We start from the raw sequence: 16,540 nt of genomic DNA, 5'->3' as shown, positions 1-16,540 counted from the left end.
CGTGCTGCAGAGGTCAACCGCCAGACTTGGTGCGCGCCTGCACGAGGTTAGCGAACGGCAACCGGCCGAATTCCGCCACGAAAGCTGAATGGCAGGCCGCTTCTGCGTCATTCAGTTGTTCCGCCGGGAGTTCTTTCCACGCAATGGCCAGTGATCCAGCATTCGCCAGCTGCCAGATCGCCCGCCCATCCCAGTGCCCGGGCGGCTTTCCTTGCCCGAAGTCCACAAACTCCTGGATCTGACGTCGCAGCCCCCGGTTACCTTTGCTTCCCGGCCCGGCCTTTCCGACATAGAGAACGACGACGCCCTCTACCCACTCGGCGGTCAAAGCGGCGGCGGAGAGGGACGGTTCCTTCTTCTTGAAGACTCCTGCTGTGCTTTTCGTGAGGAAGCGCGGCTGGAAACCTTCCGGAGCCACGACGGTGAAGAGGCCTGTTGCCTGCGGGATCCTCATGGTCTCGAGATCCTGGATGGGCCGGAAGCCAGCGAAACCTTCGGCCTTCAGGCCCTTCCTGGTGAACTGCATAATCCATTGAACAGCATGTCCTCGGACCCTCACTGTTGCAGCCTGCCGTTTTCCACATAGGGCTTTTGGGTGGCTGTCGTTGCCGGACCCTGGTGGAAGACTTTGGTCATGGAAGCGGTTGGTGGGATGGCGGCAGTGCTTGGGGCGGAGCCTCGGGGGCTGTTGGCTGCTGGTCCGCCGCATCGCACTTTTGCTGTTACGGGTGTCAAGGATGGGCTTCCGTTCCCGCCTGCTGCGCCTTCGATTGGTGATGTCTTGAAGCTGCTCGCTTCTGTTCCGCTGGCTGCCGACAGCGCGGGGATGATCGACCAGATGCGTGGGCTGGAGGATTTGAAGCGCCTTGCCGGTGCCCGTCAGGCCGATACCGCGGTGGCGTTTGATCTACAGCAGCGGGGTGAGCAGGCCGCCGCCGGGGTCCCGGCTCATGAGCAGGGTGCCGGGGTCGCGGCGCAGCTCGCGCTGGCCCGGCGGGAATCCCCGTCCAGGGGGTCCCGGTTGCTCGGCCTGGCCAGAACCCTTCCCGGGATGCCGCGCACGTTCGCGGCGTTCCGGGCGGGCCGGCTGAATGAATGGCGGGCAACCCTCATCGTGAAGGAAACCATCTGTCTGTCAGCGGAGGACCGGGCCGGGGTGGATGAGGCACTCGCCGCCGACACCGGCACCCTGGACGAGCGCCGGCGACAAGGCCATCAGTGCCGCAGTCCGGGCCGCCGCGTACCGGCGGGACCCGGCAGCGGTCGCCAAACGGGCCGCCCGTGCGGTCAAGGAACGGACGGTGAGCCTGCGGCCGGCCCCGGACACCATGGCCTACCTGACCGCGCTGTTGCCCGTCGCCCAGGCCGTGGCCGCCTACGCCGCGTTGTCCCGCGAGGCGGATACGGTGCGTTCGGCCGGGGATGGGCGCTCCCGGGGGCAGGTCATGGCTGACGCCCTCGTCGAACGCGTCACCGGGACCCCTGGAGGCGTCAGCGGGGTCGAGATCCAGCTCGTGATGACCGACCGGACCTTCCTCCAGGGTGATGCCGAACCCGCACGGCTCCCCGGCTACGGCACCATCCCCGCCGCCTGGGCCCGGAACATCGCCCTCACCGGCGCCGGCCACACCGAACCCAGCCTGTGGGTCCGCCGGCTTTACACCGCCCCCGGCAGCGGGGATCTGGTGGGCATGGATTCCAGGGCCCGGCTGTTCCCGGCGGGGTTGAAACGCTTCCTGCAGATCCGGGACGATACCTGCCGCACCCCGTACTGCGACGCCCCGATCCGGCACCACGACCACATCGCCGCCTGGCGCGATGGCGGATCCACGAGCGCCGGCAACGGCCAGGGCCTCCGCGAAGCCTGCAACCACACCAAGGAAACCCCCGGCTGGACCGCCCAACAGGTGCCCGGCCCGCGGCATACGGTGGCAACCACCACCCCCACCGGCCACACCTACCATTCCACCGCACCACCACCACCCGGAACGCCACACCCCTGCTCGCCCGCCGGCAGGAGCACGATCACGCAACTCCCACGAAGAGTGGCTGGCGTTCGCGCATGAGGCCCCCTGACGTCGTCATTTACTCCCACAGCCCGACCGGCCCAAATTTGGTGTGCCCACCCCTCCCCGCAAAAGCGTAGAGTGGCATAGGACGCCTGATTCTGGACGCCTCGCTGCAAAGGGAGAAATCGTGACGATTGATTGGGACGAAAAAAAGGCCCTGCTACAGGAACCAAATATCGCGAAGGTAACCCAGCTTTGCGATGAGCTGATGGAAAAGAAGCCCGGTTCCGTCGTCCCCTATATCGACCCCGTCCACGACGAAGACGAGTGCAGGATCATCAGCCTCCAGGCGAGCCCCGGCAAGGGGACGGAGTCCGGATTCGTCTCCCACAACAACGACGACGAAGCGGCCCGCCGAGCCACCCAGATCTATGAGCTCGCTGAACTGGATCCGCGCTACGTCATGCCGTGGAACGCCTACCCGTGGGTCCGCGAAAGTGGCAGCCCATCGGCCCTGAGTGTCCAGGAAAAGACCGACGGCCTGCGTCCTTTCCGGCAGTTCCTCAAAATCAATTCCCGCGTTTCGGCGATCATCGCGCACGGCACGGACGCCTCCACGTTCCTGACCCTGTTCGAGAAGACCTACCATTCATCGCTGAAGAACGCCGGCATCAAAATCTACAAGGCCTCTGCCCTCGGCGGCAGGGCCTTTGCTGTTTCCGAAGCCAAGCAGGAAGAACTGCTGGCCAAGAGCGTGGACACCTACCGTGATGCCATGCAGCGGGCAGGCATCCAGCACCTTTAGCGGACGGTTTCCCAGCTTTCTTCCAGCCGCGCAGGCGCATACTCGTAGGTACCCTGACCGGCGAGAGAACCAGGCTGACCTTGATGTCCCACCCCGACCGTTCCCATGAGGCAGGACCTCCAGCGGAGGCTGCAGCCATCCGCATGGCCGTGCTCCCCCAGCTTCGGCACTGGATTGCCGTGCCCGTCATCGCAGCAGTCCTGATTGTGGCAGGCGGACTGGCGCTGAGGTTCAGCCCGGCATTGACGTCAGCGGACATGTCCGTGGACGCCGAGCTGAGCCATGACCACACCGCACCTCTGACCGGCATGGCGATGTTCATCAATGTGGTGTTCAGCCCGGCGGGCGGGGTGCTGATGATCGCAGCCCTGTGCCTCTATCTGCTGCTGGTCCGCCGCAGCCCCGTTAACGCCGTCGCCACGGGCCTGGTTGCGGCCGGCGCCTGGGTGAGCAGCGAATTGTTCAAGGTGCTGGTGGCCCGGCACCGCCCGGACTCGACAGCCCTGTACAACCCGCTCATCCCGGAGCCGGGAACGGACAGCTTCCCCAGCGGGCATGTGGCGCTGGCTTCCGCGCTGGCCATTGCCGTCTTCCTGCTGGCCCGCGGCACCAGGTGGCAGCGGGCGGCTGCCGTCCTCGGAATCGCCGTGGCGGTCCTCGTGGCCTTCTCCCGTGTTTACCTCGGCGTGCACTACCCCACCGACGTCACGGCATCCTTCCTTACCGCAGCTACCGGAGCCGCGTTCCTGACCGGCCTGTGGAACCGCTTTGGGCTGTCACTGCTGGCCCGGGTCCCGTTCCTGGCAAAGCTCGGCCCCGTCCCGGCCCCGCAAGGCTGACCAGCAGCCATGACGGGCTTCATCGACGGCCTCCTGAACGTCAGCCCGCTTGTGGCATATATTGCCGTCTTCTGCCTGGTCTTTGCCGAGGACGCATTGTTTGTGGGCTTCGTGGTTCCAGGTGAGACAGCGGCCGTCCTGGGTGGAGTAGTGGCCAGCCGCGGTGAAGTGCAGCTGGGCGCGATGATGGCCCTGGTGGTCGCTGCCGCCATCATCGGCGACAGCGTGGGCTACGAAGTGGGCAAACATCTGGGCACGCGCATCATGAAGGCAAGAATGCTGCGCCGCCATGCCGGGAGGTTGGAGAACGCGCAGGACTTCCTCCGCCGCAAGGGCGGTTCGGCAGTCTTCCTGGGCCGCTTCACCGCCTTTTTCCGGGCCGTCATGCCCGCCCTCGCGGGCACGTCCCGGATGCCCTATGGCCGGTTCCTTGCCTACAACGCGGTGGGCGGCATGGTGTGGGGCATCGGCTTCGTCCTGCTGGGTTTCCTCGCGGGCAACTCCTACGAAGCCGTTGCCCAGGCAGCGGGCCGGGATCTCGCCGTCGTCATAGCGATCGTGGCGGTGGCAGGGCTCATCATCTGGCACGTCCGGTCACGACGGCGGCGCGACCGGCGGCGTGCGGCCAGCCGGCGGCAGGACTAGGGAGAGCTTGACAGCAACTGTGACCAGTGCCATATTTAAGGCGTGAACCTGTCAGACAGCCGGACAGCAGGACAGCCTGCATTCCGCCCCCTTGCCCGGCTGAGCGCTGCCGAGGCGGTGTTCAACGCCATCCGTGAGGACATCGAGTCCGGCGCGCTTCCGGTGGGAAGCAAGCTCAGCTCGGAGGCAACCCTCTCGCAGCAGTACGGAGTCAGCCGATCGGTAATCCGGGAAGCCCTCCGCTCCTGCACCGCGCTGGGCCTCACGGTCACCAGGACCGGCAAGGGCACGTTCGTCATTGCCAGCAAGGTGGCCAACGACCTCATGCTGGGGCAATACTCGGCGCGGGACCTGACAGAAGCGCGTCCGCACATCGAGGTCCCGGCTGCAGGGCTGGCAGCGGAACGCCGCACTCCGGAGGAGCTCGACGTCCTCCGCGGGATCGTTGCCGCCATGGCCACGGAAACCGATCCGGAATCCTGGGTGGCCCTGGACTCCAGCTTCCACGCCGCGATCGCACGCGCCAGCGGCAACAAAGTGTTTGCCAGCGTCGTGGCTGACATCCGCGACGCTCTGGCGCACCAGTCCGAGACCCTGAACATGGTGGCAGACCGCCAGCATGCCTCCGATATTGAGCACCAGCAGATCCTCGCTGCCATCGAGGCCGGCTCGGCGGAAAACGCCCGCGCCGCCATGGCCCACCACCTGGAAGCCGTGGGCGTGGCCCTGGACTCCATCCTTAACAACTAGCCGTATCCAACCAAACCTTCCTAGGACTCCATGCCATCCCCCGTGTTTTCTGCTGCCCACACCGCTGCCCCGGCCCAGCTGGCCCTGCCGCAGCACGTCCCGCTGGTGGCCGCCACCCGTGACGGCCTGGTGGAAAGTGTCCACTACGGCTCAGCGATCGCCCTTGCGGCTGACGGTTCAGTGGCGGCGGCCGCTGGGGATCCCCAGACTCCCTTCTACCCCCGTTCTGCGCTCAAGCCCCTCCAGGCAGTCGCCCTGGTCCGCGCCGGCCTTGAACTCCCCGCAGACCTCCTGGCATTGGCCGCCGCAAGCCATTCGGGTGCCGCAGTCCACCGGGACGGCGCCCTGCGCATCCTGGAACTGCACGGACTCGCCCCCACCGACCTGGAAAACAGCACCGACCTTCCCTACGGCACCACCGAGCGTGAGGACTGGCTGCGGAACGGCGGAAACGCCACCCGGATCACCCAGAACTGCTCCGGGAAACACGCCGCCATGGCCGCCACCTGCGCCATCAACGGCTGGTCCGTGCAGGGCTACCTGGATCCCGCCCACCCGCTGCAGCAGCTCGTTGCGCAGACCGTCACCGACCTGACCGGCGAGGAGCCGGCCGCGGCGAGCACCGATGGCTGCGGGACCCCGTTGTTTGCCCTGAGCCTGCGCGGCATGGCCCGCGCCTTTGGCCGGATCGCCCAAGCGGCCGCGCACAATGACGCCTTGGATTCGGGAAGTGCGGAGGCCGCCGTCGGGCTGGCCATGCAGCAGCACCCGCACATGGTGGCCGGGGAAGGCCGCGACGTCACCGAACTGATGCGCCTGCTGCCCGGCGCCGTGGCCAAGGACGGTTTTGAGGGCGTGCAGCTGGTGGGCCTGGCCGACGGCAGCGCCGTGGCTGTAAAGATTTCCGACGGCGGCGACCGCGCCCGGATGCCCGCCACCGTCCGCCTGCTGGATGCGCTGGGCGTGGACATCGAACCGCTCACCGGTATCGCCACCGCACCCGTGCTGGGCGGCGGCCACCAGGTGGGCCGGCTGTTGGCCACCGATTTTCTTGCCCCTGTTTCCGCATAACCACCGTCCGAACCCGACAACGACGCCCCGTAAGGACCCCATGACCATCACCCAAACCACCGCAGACGTCCGGTCCGAGCACGACCTGCTCGGCGACCGCGACGTACCGGCCCACGCCTACTGGGGCGTGCACACGCTCCGCGCGGTAGAGAACTTCCCGATCACCGGCCAGAAGCTGTCCTCCAACATGCACCTGGTCCGCGGGCTTGCCGCCGTGAAACTGGCCGCCGCCCGCACCAACCGCGAGCTTGGCCTGCTGGACGCCGAACGCGCCGACGCCATCGAACAGGCATGCCAGGACGTCCTGGCCGGACGGCTTGCCGACCAGTTCGTGGTGGACGTGGTGCAGGGCGGTGCCGGGACGTCGTCGAACATGAACGCCAATGAGGTCATCGCCAACCGGGCGCTGGAAATCCTTGGCCACCCCAAGGGTGACTACGCGCGGCTGCACCCGAACGACCACGTCAACCTCAGCCAGTCCACCAATGACGTGTACCCCACGGCCGTGAAGCTGGGCACCATCTTCGCCGCGAGGGAGCTGCTGGCTGCTCTCGAAGAACTCGAGGATGCCTGCGCTGCCAAGGCCATGGAATTCCGCACCGTGGTCAAGATGGGCCGCACCCAGCTGCAGGACGCCGTCCCCATGACCCTGGGCCAGGAGTTCGGCAGCTACGCCGTCACCATCGGCGAGGACCGGCTGCGCCTGGCGGAGGCAGAGCTGCTGATCCACGAGATCAACCTCGGGGCCACCGCCATCGGCACCGGCCTGAATGCCCCGGCCGGTTACGCCGCAACGGCCTGCCGGCACCTTGCGGAGGTCACCGGACTGCCGCTGGTGACCGCCGTCGACCTCATTGAAGCCACCCAGGACGTGGGCGCTTTTGTGCACCTGTCCGGCGTGCTGAAGCGTGTGGCGGTCAAGCTGTCCAAGATCTGCAACGACCTCCGCCTGCTCTCCTCAGGCCCCCGCGCCGGCTTCGGCGAGATCAACCTGCCGGCCGTCCAGTCCGGATCGTCCATCATGCCCGGCAAGATCAACCCGGTCATCCCGGAAGTGGTCTCCCAGGTGGCCTACGAGGTGATCGGCAACGATGTCACCATCACCATGGCCGCCGAGGCCGGGCAGCTGCAGCTCAACGCCTTCGAACCGATCATCGTCCACAGCCTCCACAAGAGCATCTCCCACCTGGAAGCAGCATGCCGCACCCTTACGGCCCGCTGCATCCGTGGCATCACCGCCAACACCGAGCACCTGCGCCGCACCGTGGAGCAGTCAATCGGCCTGGTCACCGCATTGAATCCCCACCTCGGCTACGCCACCGCCACCGCCATCGCGCAGGAGGCGCTTGCCACCGGCAAGGGCGTGGCTGAACTGGTCCTGGAACACGGGCTCCTCACCGACGCCCAGCTCCAGGAACTCCTGAGCCCCGAACGCCTGGCAAACCTCAGCAAGTAGTCCCCACCTGCTCCGAAGGACACACCAATGACAAATACTCCCCTTCCCGACCACCTGATTGATGGTGGTCACGCGCATGCGTCCGAGACCTCCCTGCACGCGGAGGACAAGGGTTACCACAAGAACCTCAAGCCCCGGCAGATCCAGATGATCGCGATCGGCGGCGCGATCGGCACCGGCCTGTTCCTGGGCGCCGGCGGCCGGCTCAACGCCGCGGGCCCGTCCCTGGTCATCGCCTACGCGGTCTGCGGATTCTTCGCGTTCCTGATCCTGCGCGCCCTGGGCGAACTGGTCCTGCACCGGCCCTCCTCGGGCTCGTTCGTCTCCTACGCCCGCGAATTCTTCGGCGAAAAAGCCGCGTTCGTCTCCGGCTGGTTCTACTGGATCAACTGGGCCACCACCACCATCGTGGACATCACCGCCGCCGCCCTCTACATGCACTTCTTCGGCAACTACATCCCCTGGATGGCCGACGTCCCCCAGTGGGCCTGGGCACTGACCGCCCTCATCGTCGTCCTGGCCCTGAACCTGGTCTCGGTCAAGGTCTTCGGCGAAATGGAATTCTGGTTCGCCCTGATCAAGGTCGCCGCCCTGGTCGCGTTCCTCATCATCGGCACCTACTTCGTCATCTTCGGCACCCCCGTGGACGGCCAACAGGTCGGCATCAGCCTCCTGTCCGACAACGGCGGGATCTTCCCCAACGGCCTGCTGCCCATGATCATCCTCATGCAGGGCGTCCTGTTCGCCTACGCCTCCATCGAACTCGTCGGCACCGCCGCCGGCGAAACCGAAAACCCCGAAAAAATCATGCCCAAGGCCATCAACTCCGTGGTCTTCCGCATCGCCGTGTTCTACGTCGGCTCCGTGATCCTCCTGGCCCTGCTGCTGCCCTTCACCTCCTACCAAAAAGGCGTCAGCCCCTTCGTGACCTTCTTCGGCTCCATCGGCGTCCAGGGCGTAGACGTCATCATGAACCTCGTCGTCCTCACCGCCGCCCTGTCCTCCCTGAACGCCGGACTCTACTCCACCGGCCGGATCCTGCGCTCCATGTCCGTCAACGGCTCCGCCCCCCGCTTCGCCTCCCGCATGAACAAAGCAGGCGTCCCCTACGGCGGCATCGCCATCACCGCCACCGTCTCCCTCCTCGGCGTCCCCCTGAACTACCTCGTCCCCGCCGAAGCCTTCGAAATCGTCCTGAACATCGCCTCCGTGGGCATCATCATGACCTGGGCCACCATCGTCCTGTGCCAAATCCAACTTAAACGCTGGGCCGACAAAGGCTGGGTCACCCGCCCCTCCTTCCGCATGTTCGGCGCCCCCTACACCGGCTACCTCTCCCTGCTCTTCCTCATCGGCGTCCTCATCATGGTCTTCATCGACTCACCCCTGACCATGCTCGTCACCGCCATCGCCTCCATCCTCATGGTCGCCGGCTGGTACGCCTGCCGCACCCGCATCCGCCAAATCGCCGAAACCCGCGACGGCTACACCGGCATGTCGCCGGTGGTTGCCAATGCCCCGGCGGAGACCTTCAAAAAGTAGCTGCCCTGAACGACGGCGGCACCCAGGTCCTGGAAATCCAGGAGCCGGGTGCCGCCGTCGGGCGTTTAAGGCAGTGGCTCTTCTACTTTGACGGTTTGACCACCATGGCCGATCCGCCGCCGCGCCTGACCGGCTCGGCTGCCGCTAGTGTCCGGCCGTCCCCCAGGAATTCGATGGCGGTGGCCGCCCCGATCTCCGAGGCGGAGGAGAACGAGTCGCCCGATGGGGTCAGGGTGTGCGCGAAGCGCGACGTCAGTGCTGCGCCGTACTTGTCGATGAACGCCGGCTCAGCAGTGACGGCCTTGGTGTTCCGCTGTGAAGCACGGGGAGCGGCGATGGCGTCCGGGATGCTCATGCCCAGGTCGATGCGGTTGACCAGCGTCTGCAGCACCGTGGTGATGATGGTGGAGCCGCCCGGGGAGCCCAGGGCCAGGAACGGCTTGCCGTCCTCCAGCAGGATGGTGGGCGACATGGACGACCGCGGCCGCTTGCCCGGCTCGATCCGGTTGGGGTCGGCAGGGTCATAGACCGTGGAGAAGTCGGTCAGCTCGTTGTTGAGCAGGAACCCGCGGCCGGGAACCACCATGCCGGAGCCGCCGGTCTGTTCGATGGTCAGCGTGTACTCGACGACGTTGCCCCACTTGTCCGAGACGGTCATGTTGGTGGTGGAGATGTTTTCCGTGTCCTTCTCATCCGCGAGCGCAGCCGGTTTGACCGGGCAGGTGCCGTCGTAGGAGGTGACATCGCCTGCGGTCTTCAAGGGCTTAATAGCCGCGTGCATGGGATCAAGCTCGCAGGCACGCTCCTTGCCGAAGATGGGATCGGTCAGCGCCTTGGTGGGCACCTTCACGAACGCGGGGTCCCCCACGTACTTGGCACGGTCCGCGAAAGCCAGGGCGCTGGCCTCCAGGTAGTGGTGCAGCACAGCGGGCTGGTCAGCCTTGAGGGACGGGAGGTTGAACACGTCCAGGATGTTCAGCGACTCACCCACGGTGGTGCCGCCACTGCTGGAGGGTGCCATGCCGTAGACGTCATAGCCACGGTAGTTCACGTGGGTGGGGTCCTGGTCCAGGGCCTTGTAGTGCTCCAGGTCCTCCTCGGTCATGGAGCCTTTGGGCACAGGAAGCTTGGTGTCCGGAGACTTGGGCGGGTTCTGTACGGTCTTGGCGATCTCCTTGGCCAACGCTCCGTCGTAGAACGCGTCCATGCCCTTGTCTGCCAGCAGCCGGTAGGTGTCTGCGAGGTCAGGGTTCTTGAAGACCGAGTCCACCTCCGGGAGCTTCCCGTCATGCAGGTACAGGTCCTTGGTTGAGGTGAAGGCTTCAAACCGTTTCTGGTTGTCCGCCGTCTGGCTCCGGAACGTCTCGTCCACCACGAACCCGCGGTCCGCCACCTCGATGGCGGGTTCCAGCGCCTTCTTCAGGCTGAACTTTCCCCAGCGCTCCAGCGCGCGCTCCCAGGTGGCAGGCGTCCCCGGAACACCCACCGAGACGCCACTGGTGACAAGCTCGGGAGTGAACGGGTAGGGCTTGCCGGTGGCCGGATCGATGAACGCATCATGGGTAATCCCCGCCGGAGCCGTCTCGCGGCCGTCAATGGTGCTGACCTTTCCGGACTTCGCGTCGTAGTAAACGAAATAACCGCCGCCGCCAATGCCGGCGCTGTAGGGTTCGGTGACGCCAAGGGTGGCCGCAGCAGCCACGGCGGCGTCCACAGCGTTGCCTCCGTGACGGAGGACGTCAATGGCCGCCGCTGAAGCTTCCGGGTCCACGGTGCTGACGGCACCGCCGTAACCGGTGGCGGTGGGATTCTTGTCCGTGTGCCGTTCATCGGCGCCGTGTTGGTTGGTGGCAAAAGCAGGACTGATGGCCCCGGTGGTAACGCTCATAGCCAGCGCTGCAGTAACAGCTGCGAGCCGGCCTCCATAATGTGGCATGGTGGCTCCTAATTGGGGATTTGAGTGATGTGGGCCACGCTACTCTTCGGGTAGGACACACTCAACGGCTCCGGAAAGGCAGAGTGCACCATGGCAGGATCCAAGCTCGCAGTGGTGGGCGCCGGGAGCGTCGGGACGTCGCTGGCGTACGCCGCGCTGATCCGCGGCTCCGCCAGCAGTATCGCCTTGTACGACGTCAACACGCCCAAGGCGGAGGCGGAAGCACTGGATCTTGCCCACGGCAGCCAGTTCGCCGCGGCGTCGGCCACCGTCACCGGCGGCGGGGATATCGCCGTCACGGAAGGCGCCGACGTCGTGGTCATCACGGCCGGTGCCAAGCAGAACCCAGGCCAGAGCCGCCTTGACCTGGCGGGGACCAACGTCCGGATCCTCGAGCAGCTGATGCCGCCTCTGCTGGAACGTGCGCCGGATGCTGTCTATGTCCTGGTGACCAACCCCTGCGACGTCCTGACGGTGGCTGCCCAGCGCATCTCCGGGCTGCCACCGGAACGGATTTTCTCCTCCGGCACGGTGCTGGATACGTCCCGGCTGCGGTGGCTCCTGGCCCTGGAGGCCGGGGTTTCCGTTACCAGCGTCCACGCCAGCATGGTGGGAGAGCACGGGGACACGGAATTCCCGTTGTGGTCCGGCGCCACGATCGGTCCGGTCCCCATCAGGGACTGGACGGTGGGCGGGGAGCGGATCTTCACGCCCGAATACCTCGCCGGCACCGCCCGTGAAGTGGTGCAGGCCGCCTACAAGGTCATCGCCGGAAAAGGGGCCACGAACTACGCCATCGGCCTGTCCGGTGCCCGCATTGTGGAGGCGCTGCTCCGGGACGACAACGCTGTCCTTCCGGTTTCCACTGTGCTGTCGGGGCTGTACGGGATTTCCGGCGTGGCGCTGTCCCTCCCCAGCGTGGTGGGAAGGGGCGGGGTGCACCGTGTCCTGGAAACGCCCATGGACGACGTCGAGCTGGCCGCCCTGCACCATTCCGCGGACACGCTGCGGAACACGATGGACATGCTGGGGGTTTGAGCCGCGGCACGTCATGCAACGCCACCGCAACCCCGCCCGGTGCCTGCTTCACATATGCTCACCTGAGATGTCCACGCTGGCTCGACCACGACTGGCTCAATGACGAACCAACAGGAGTAACGCATGACCAACTGGCGGATCAGGGATTTCCACTCGGCGGACCTGGACGGCATCCTGCACCTGTGGGAGACGCTCAAGGCCCACAACGTCGAACCCGTATACGCCCTGTCCGAGGTCCTGGCATCGTGCGAAAAAGACCATGCGGTGGTTGCGGTGCAGGGCGAGCAGGTGGTGGGCGCCGCCGTGGGACGGGCGGCGCACGACCAGGGCTGGATCGTGTTCCTGGCCACCCTTCCCGAGTACCGCGGCAGGGGCATCGGCACCTCGCTGCTCGCCGCCGTCGAAAACCGGATGGCCCCGCACGGCCTGAACAAGCTCTCCGCCCTGATGCCTGAGTCCGAAACCCGCGTGGAGGCCTTCCTGGGCCGCGGCTTCGCACTCAAGAAGAACCTGCGCTACTTCGAGCGGACCATTCCCGTCCAGCGCCAGGAGCTCGGCGCCCTGGGCCAGCTGGGCGGCCGCGTCCTGGCCCGCGACCTTTGGGAAAACGTTGCCGGCATGCGCAGGGAAAAGGAACTGCTGGAACGGCGCCTGGTGCTGCCGCTCGCCGAGGCGGACCTGGCCGATGAATTCGGCGTGGTGCCGCCGCGCGCCGTCGTCCTTTTCGGGCCTCCCGGCACCGGCAAGACCACCTTTGCCAAGGCCATCGCCTCCCGGCTGGAGTGGCCGTTCGTGGAGGTCTTCCCGTCCCGCCTGGCCGGCGACCCTCAGGGCCTGGCCGGCGCGCTGCGCGAGACCTTCCTGGAAATCGCGGAACTGGAGCACGCGGTGGTGTTCATCGACGAGGTGGAGGAGATCGCCTCCCAGCGCGCCGGTGATCCGCCGTCACCGCTGCAGGGGGTGACCAACGAGCTGCTGAAGATCATTCCCGCATTCCGGGAACAGCCCGGCAGGCTCCTGGTCTGCGCCACCAACTTCATCCGCGCCCTCGACTCGGCCTTCCTGCGCCACGGGCGGTTCGACTACGTCATCCCCATCGGGCTGCCGGACCGGCAGGCCCGGGAGGCGATGTGGCAGCGTTTCATCCCGGCGGCCGTGGTGGATGCCGTGGACGTGGAACTCCTGGTGGAACGTACCGAGGGCTTCTCCCCGGCCGACATCGAGTACGCGGCCCGCAGCGCCTCCCAGCGGGCGCTGGAAAAAGCCGTGTACGACGACGGCGGGCTGGCCTCCGGGGGCGACGTTTCCGTCCGCGCCGCCGTCAGGAAAGGTCCCTCCACCCAGGACTACCTCGACGCCATTGGTGATACCCGCACCACCGTGAGCGCGGAGGTGCAGGCGGACTTCCTGGAGGACATCGAAGCGCTGGGACGGGTCTAGTCCCCGGCTGCTCCGCAGGACGCCTGCAGGGCACCGCATACAGGGACCTTTGCCCCTTTGCCCGGTTCCGGGCGGACGCCAGAGTAGTGGTCATGGCAAGAATCCTGATCCCGTACGGAACTTCGGAAGGGCAAACGGCCCGCATCGCCGACTACATCTCTGATGTCCTGCAGGCCCACGGGCACCAGGCCGACACGTTGGACCTCAAGCACGCAGACCACGGCCTGCCTGACGGCTATGACGGCGTCATAGTGGGTGCTTCCATCCATGCCGGGAAGCACGAGGGCTACGTGGCCGATTTTGTCCGCCGGAACCGGTCCGGCCTGGAGCGCCTGCCGGCCGCCCTGTTCTCGGTCAGCCTCTCGGCGCACGCGGAGCCGGAAGAGGCGGAAAAGTACGTTGCGGAGTTCGAGGACAGCACCGGCTGGCATCCTGACAAGGTGGCGATGTTCGGCGGCGCCCTCCTCTACACCCAGTACGGATTCCTCAAGCGCATGATGATGAAGAAGATCGTCAGCGGCCAGGGCAGCCCGGATACGGACACCGGCCGCGACTACATCTACACGGAATGGGACGGGGTGCGGCGGTTCGCGGAGGAGTTCCTGGTCTACTTGGAGCGGGAGCCCGGGCCGGAATCGTAGCGGAGGTTCTCGTAGTCGGTGTCATCGGCCTCATCCAGCTGCGCGTCGAATTCCTCCAGCAGCCACGGATTGGCCCGAGCCAAAATCTTGCGGACCTCCTCCACCTCCACGGCTGCGTAAAGCACCGGCCTGGCGTCCCGGTACTTTGTCACCGGGGGCTTGTCCGGCCACTTCTCCGCCAGCGCCTGGACGCGTTCGGGCAGGGAGTTGTGCGCATTGTCGGCGATCTTGACCAGGGCGGCGTCATGGTCCCCGGCGATCTCACGGATGCCGGACTGGTAATCGTCGGGGTCGCTGTGCAGGCGGTTGGTGACGCGCTCGATGATGTCCACGGAGCGCTCGGGAACCCCCATGTCCAGCAGGGCCTGCCGTGTCATCGGTGTGTCCTCGGCGATGTCGTGGAGGTAACCCGCGATCCGGATCTCGTCGTCGAAGTCCGCCAGGGCATCCCCGACGGCAAGGACATGGTCCCGGTAGGGCCGCTTCAGCTTGTCCTTCTGCCGGTTGTGGGCAACCTCTGCGAGGACTTTGGCGGTCTCCACGGTGAACCTTGGCGTCCGGGCCTGGGCCGGAATGTGCTCGTCTGACATCTACCCAGCTTAGCCAGCGGCCGGGCGGTCCATCCCGGGCCACACCCAGGGTTCGCGGGGCAACCGTGCCGGGTCCAGGGCCTGCAGTGCGTGGCCCAGCGTTCCGGCGGGTAATCCCAGGGACTCCAGCAGCAGGTTCCGCACGTCGTGGGCACCCACCCCGGCCTGGGCGAGGTCCGCCAGCGTGACCGCTCCATCACGCTTTGCCAGCCTCACGCCGTCGCGGTTCACCACCAAGGGAACATGCACATATTCCGGGATGGGAATATGCAGGAGCGAGGCGAGATAAGCCTGCCGGGGCGTTGAGGGGAGCAGGTCATCGCCGCGGACCACCTGGTCTATGCCCTGCGCGGCATCATCCACCACGACGGCAAGGTTGTAGGCGGTTACCCCGTCATTCCTGCGAAGCACGAAGTCGTCCACAGCCCCGGTGAACTCGCCGTGGAGGACGTCCTGGACCGTGTATTCCCGCACATCCGCCCGCAGGCGGATGGCGGCCGGCCGCGTGGACCGCTTGTAGTCCAGTTCCGCCCGGTCCAGGTTGCGGCATGTGCCGGGATAGGCACCCTGCGGAGCATGCGGGGCGGACGGCGCCTCCTGGATCTCGCGGCGGGTGCAGAAGCACTCGTACGTCAGGCCGGACTCTTCAAGCCGTGTGATCGCCGCGGCGTAGAGGGGCCCGCGGTCGGTTTGCCGGACCACATCGCCGTCCCAGGTGATGCCCACTGCCGCCAGATCGCGCAGCTGCACGGCCTCCGCTCCTGCGCGGGCGCGGTCCAGGTCCTCCACCCGCAGCAGGAAGCGGCGTCCGGTGGAGCGGGCGAAAAGCCAGGCGAGGATTGCGGTCCGCAGGTTTCCCACGTGCAGCTCACCGGACGGGCTGGGGGCGAAGCGGCCGGCGGAGGTCATGGATTAACCCTAGACGGAAGCACACAAGAGCCCCTCAGCTACCGATGACTCCGGGAGGCGGGCGTCGGTAGCTCAGGGGCTCTTGCCGTGTTTGCAGAATGAGCGTGGTGTGAACAAGCGTCAATCAGCGGCGGCTTCCTTGCGGGAAGCGGTGTCCAGGTGCCGGGTGGTGTGCCGGGGAAACTGTAGCCTGCGCGGACCAGCGGTAGCTTTTGTCCTTGTTGCCACTATTCCAGCAGAGAACATACAGTTGGGACAATTGGCCCTACTTGAGTTGATCAGTTTGATCAATCCCTGAGGCCAGCAGCAACAGGAAGTGGTCAGATTGCAGGAACTGGACGCCACCGACCGGCGCATCCTGAATGCCCTGGACCAGGATCCGCGTGTCCCCATCATGGTGCTTGCCCAGCGGCTGGGCCTCGCGCGCGGAACCGTCCAGAGCCGGCTGGAGCGGATGACGGCATCCGGCGCCCTCCGCCCCAACAGCAGCCGGGTGCTTCCGGCGGCCCTGGGACGGGGCGTGGCCGCCGCGGTCAGCGCAGAGCTGGACCAGAGCCACCTGAACGAGGCCATCGCTGCCCTGCGTGAAATTCCCGAAGTCCTGGAGTGCCATGCGCCGGCCGGCGATACCGACCTCTTGATCCGCGTGGTGGCCAAGAGCCCCGACGACCTCTACCGGGTGTCGGAGGAGATCCGGCTCTGCCCGGGCATCGTCCGCACGTCCACCAGCATGTTCCTCCGCGAAGTCATCCCGTACCGGACCACCGGGCTCCTGGGGGACCAGGCCGAGTAGGCGGGGACCACAGGGGCACCACTCCCCATCGCCGCACGGAGGATGCCCCGTTAGGCTGGCACGGAAGAGCCAACAG

The 16,540-nt window shown here is 66.5% G+C and carries 15 protein-coding genes and 1 pseudogene; 12 read left to right on the top strand and 4 right to left on the bottom strand.

Features of this window, described 5'->3' with window-relative positions:
- Positions 1-13: 13 nt before the first annotated feature.
- Positions 14-526 carry a hypothetical protein gene (locus ACV095_RS00785; RefSeq protein WP_478222685.1) on the bottom strand — a complete coding sequence of 171 codons (513 nt, stop codon included), beginning with the start codon at positions 524-526 and terminating at the stop codon, positions 14-16.
- A 300-nt stretch (positions 527-826) separates the two neighbouring features.
- On the opposite strand from ACV095_RS00785, the pseudogene ACV095_RS00780 reads away from it, so the two are divergent.
- From ACV095_RS00780 to ACV095_RS00745, 8 genes and pseudogenes are all read left to right on the top strand, one after another.
- Positions 827-2,066 (top strand): annotated as a pseudogene (locus ACV095_RS00780) (HNH endonuclease).
- A 130-nt stretch (positions 2,067-2,196) separates the two neighbouring features.
- Positions 2,197-2,814, top strand: a complete 618-nt coding sequence (locus ACV095_RS00775) for a uracil-DNA glycosylase family protein (protein WP_018771934.1) — start codon at positions 2,197-2,199, stop codon at positions 2,812-2,814.
- Positions 2,815-2,897: 83 nt separating this feature from the next.
- Positions 2,898-3,653 carry a phosphatase PAP2 family protein gene (locus tag ACV095_RS00770; protein ID WP_144601525.1) on the top strand — a complete coding sequence of 252 codons (756 nt, stop codon included), beginning with the start codon at positions 2,898-2,900 and terminating at the stop codon, positions 3,651-3,653.
- A gap of 9 nt (positions 3,654-3,662) precedes the next feature.
- The gene (locus tag ACV095_RS00765) at positions 3,663-4,298 is read left to right on the top strand and encodes a DedA family protein (protein WP_018771936.1); all 636 of its coding nucleotides are present in this window, start codon (positions 3,663-3,665) and stop codon (positions 4,296-4,298) included.
- 42 nt (positions 4,299-4,340) lie between these two features.
- Positions 4,341-5,048 carry a FadR/GntR family transcriptional regulator gene (locus ACV095_RS00760; RefSeq protein ID WP_018771937.1) on the top strand — a complete coding sequence of 236 codons (708 nt, stop codon included), beginning with the start codon at positions 4,341-4,343 and terminating at the stop codon, positions 5,046-5,048.
- Between the two features lie 30 nt (positions 5,049-5,078).
- Positions 5,079-6,119: an asparaginase gene (locus ACV095_RS00755; RefSeq protein ID WP_134164920.1), complete on the top strand. Its 1,041-nt coding sequence runs from the start codon at positions 5,079-5,081 to the stop codon at positions 6,117-6,119.
- 40 nt (positions 6,120-6,159) lie between these two features.
- Positions 6,160-7,575 carry an aspartate ammonia-lyase gene (locus ACV095_RS00750; RefSeq protein WP_056391096.1) on the top strand — a complete coding sequence of 472 codons (1,416 nt, stop codon included), beginning with the start codon at positions 6,160-6,162 and terminating at the stop codon, positions 7,573-7,575.
- A gap of 27 nt (positions 7,576-7,602) precedes the next feature.
- Positions 7,603-9,117, top strand: a complete 1,515-nt coding sequence (locus ACV095_RS00745; protein WP_134164919.1) for an amino acid permease — start codon at positions 7,603-7,605, stop codon at positions 9,115-9,117.
- An 82-nt stretch (positions 9,118-9,199) separates the two neighbouring features.
- Here ACV095_RS00745 and ggt read toward each other — a convergent pair whose 3' ends face one another.
- A complete protein-coding gene (ggt, locus tag ACV095_RS00740) occupies positions 9,200-11,053 on the bottom strand; it encodes a gamma-glutamyltransferase (protein ID WP_478222684.1) in 1,854 nt (617 codons plus the stop codon).
- Positions 11,054-11,143: 90 nt separating this feature from the next.
- Between ggt and ACV095_RS00735 the strand changes: the two genes are divergently transcribed.
- The 3 genes from ACV095_RS00735 to ACV095_RS00725 all read left to right on the top strand — a co-directional run bounded on the left by ACV095_RS00735 (position 11,144) and on the right by ACV095_RS00725 (position 14,172).
- Entirely contained in the window at positions 11,144-12,091 is a 948-nt protein-coding gene (locus tag ACV095_RS00735) for an L-lactate dehydrogenase (RefSeq protein ID WP_018769713.1), read from the top strand.
- Between the two features lie 123 nt (positions 12,092-12,214).
- Entirely contained in the window at positions 12,215-13,531 is a 1,317-nt protein-coding gene (locus tag ACV095_RS00730; protein ID WP_018769714.1) for an ATP-binding protein, read from the top strand.
- Between the two features lie 92 nt (positions 13,532-13,623).
- On the top strand, positions 13,624-14,172 hold the full coding sequence (locus ACV095_RS00725) for a flavodoxin domain-containing protein (RefSeq protein WP_134164916.1): 549 nt from the start codon (positions 13,624-13,626) through the stop codon (positions 14,170-14,172).
- On the opposite strand, the gene ACV095_RS00720 is transcribed toward ACV095_RS00725, so the two are convergent.
- Together ACV095_RS00720 and gluQRS are read right to left on the bottom strand one after the other, a co-directional pair.
- Positions 14,139-14,762, bottom strand: coding sequence for an HD domain-containing protein (locus ACV095_RS00720; RefSeq protein ID WP_018769716.1), 624 nt, complete (start codon positions 14,760-14,762; stop codon positions 14,139-14,141). The two genes, ACV095_RS00725 and ACV095_RS00720, sit on opposite strands and share 34 nt — an antisense overlap.
- A gap of 9 nt (positions 14,763-14,771) precedes the next feature.
- On the bottom strand, positions 14,772-15,671 hold the full coding sequence (gluQRS, locus tag ACV095_RS00715; RefSeq protein WP_478222683.1) for a tRNA glutamyl-Q(34) synthetase GluQRS: 900 nt from the start codon (positions 15,669-15,671) through the stop codon (positions 14,772-14,774).
- A 325-nt stretch (positions 15,672-15,996) separates the two neighbouring features.
- Between gluQRS and ACV095_RS00710 the strand changes: the two genes are divergently transcribed.
- Positions 15,997-16,464 carry an Lrp/AsnC family transcriptional regulator gene (locus ACV095_RS00710; protein ID WP_018769718.1) on the top strand — a complete coding sequence of 156 codons (468 nt, stop codon included), beginning with the start codon at positions 15,997-15,999 and terminating at the stop codon, positions 16,462-16,464.
- Positions 16,465-16,540 lie beyond the last annotated feature (76 nt).

The organism is Arthrobacter sp. JDC6, from assembly GCF_056484025.1.
Note: the sequence above shows the minus strand (reverse complement) of the source record. Positions and strands in the feature narration are given on the sequence as shown.

Excerpts from the sequence above, each read along its gene's own strand:
- ACV095_RS00770 (WP_144601525.1), top strand. The coding sequence starts at position 2,898 with ATGTCCCACCCCGACCGTTCCCATGAGGCAGGACCTCCAGCGGAGGCT.
- ACV095_RS00720 (WP_018769716.1), bottom strand. The coding sequence starts at position 14,762 with ATGTCAGACGAGCACATTCCGGCCCAGGCCCGGACGCCAAGGTTCACC.
- ACV095_RS00755 (WP_134164920.1), top strand. The coding sequence starts at position 5,079 with ATGCCATCCCCCGTGTTTTCTGCTGCCCACACCGCTGCCCCGGCCCAG.
- ACV095_RS00765 (WP_018771936.1), top strand. The coding sequence starts at position 3,663 with ATGACGGGCTTCATCGACGGCCTCCTGAACGTCAGCCCGCTTGTGGCA.
- ACV095_RS00745 (WP_134164919.1), top strand. The coding sequence starts at position 7,603 with ATGACAAATACTCCCCTTCCCGACCACCTGATTGATGGTGGTCACGCG.
- gluQRS (WP_478222683.1), bottom strand. The coding sequence starts at position 15,671 with ATGACCTCCGCCGGCCGCTTCGCCCCCAGCCCGTCCGGTGAGCTGCAC.
- ACV095_RS00725 (WP_134164916.1), top strand. The coding sequence starts at position 13,624 with ATGGCAAGAATCCTGATCCCGTACGGAACTTCGGAAGGGCAAACGGCC.
- ACV095_RS00750 (WP_056391096.1), top strand. The coding sequence starts at position 6,160 with ATGACCATCACCCAAACCACCGCAGACGTCCGGTCCGAGCACGACCTG.
- ACV095_RS00785 (WP_478222685.1), bottom strand. The coding sequence starts at position 526 with ATGCAGTTCACCAGGAAGGGCCTGAAGGCCGAAGGTTTCGCTGGCTTC.
- ggt (WP_478222684.1), bottom strand. The coding sequence starts at position 11,053 with ATGCCACATTATGGAGGCCGGCTCGCAGCTGTTACTGCAGCGCTGGCT.
- ACV095_RS00730 (WP_018769714.1), top strand. The coding sequence starts at position 12,215 with ATGACCAACTGGCGGATCAGGGATTTCCACTCGGCGGACCTGGACGGC.
- ACV095_RS00735 (WP_018769713.1), top strand. The coding sequence starts at position 11,144 with ATGGCAGGATCCAAGCTCGCAGTGGTGGGCGCCGGGAGCGTCGGGACG.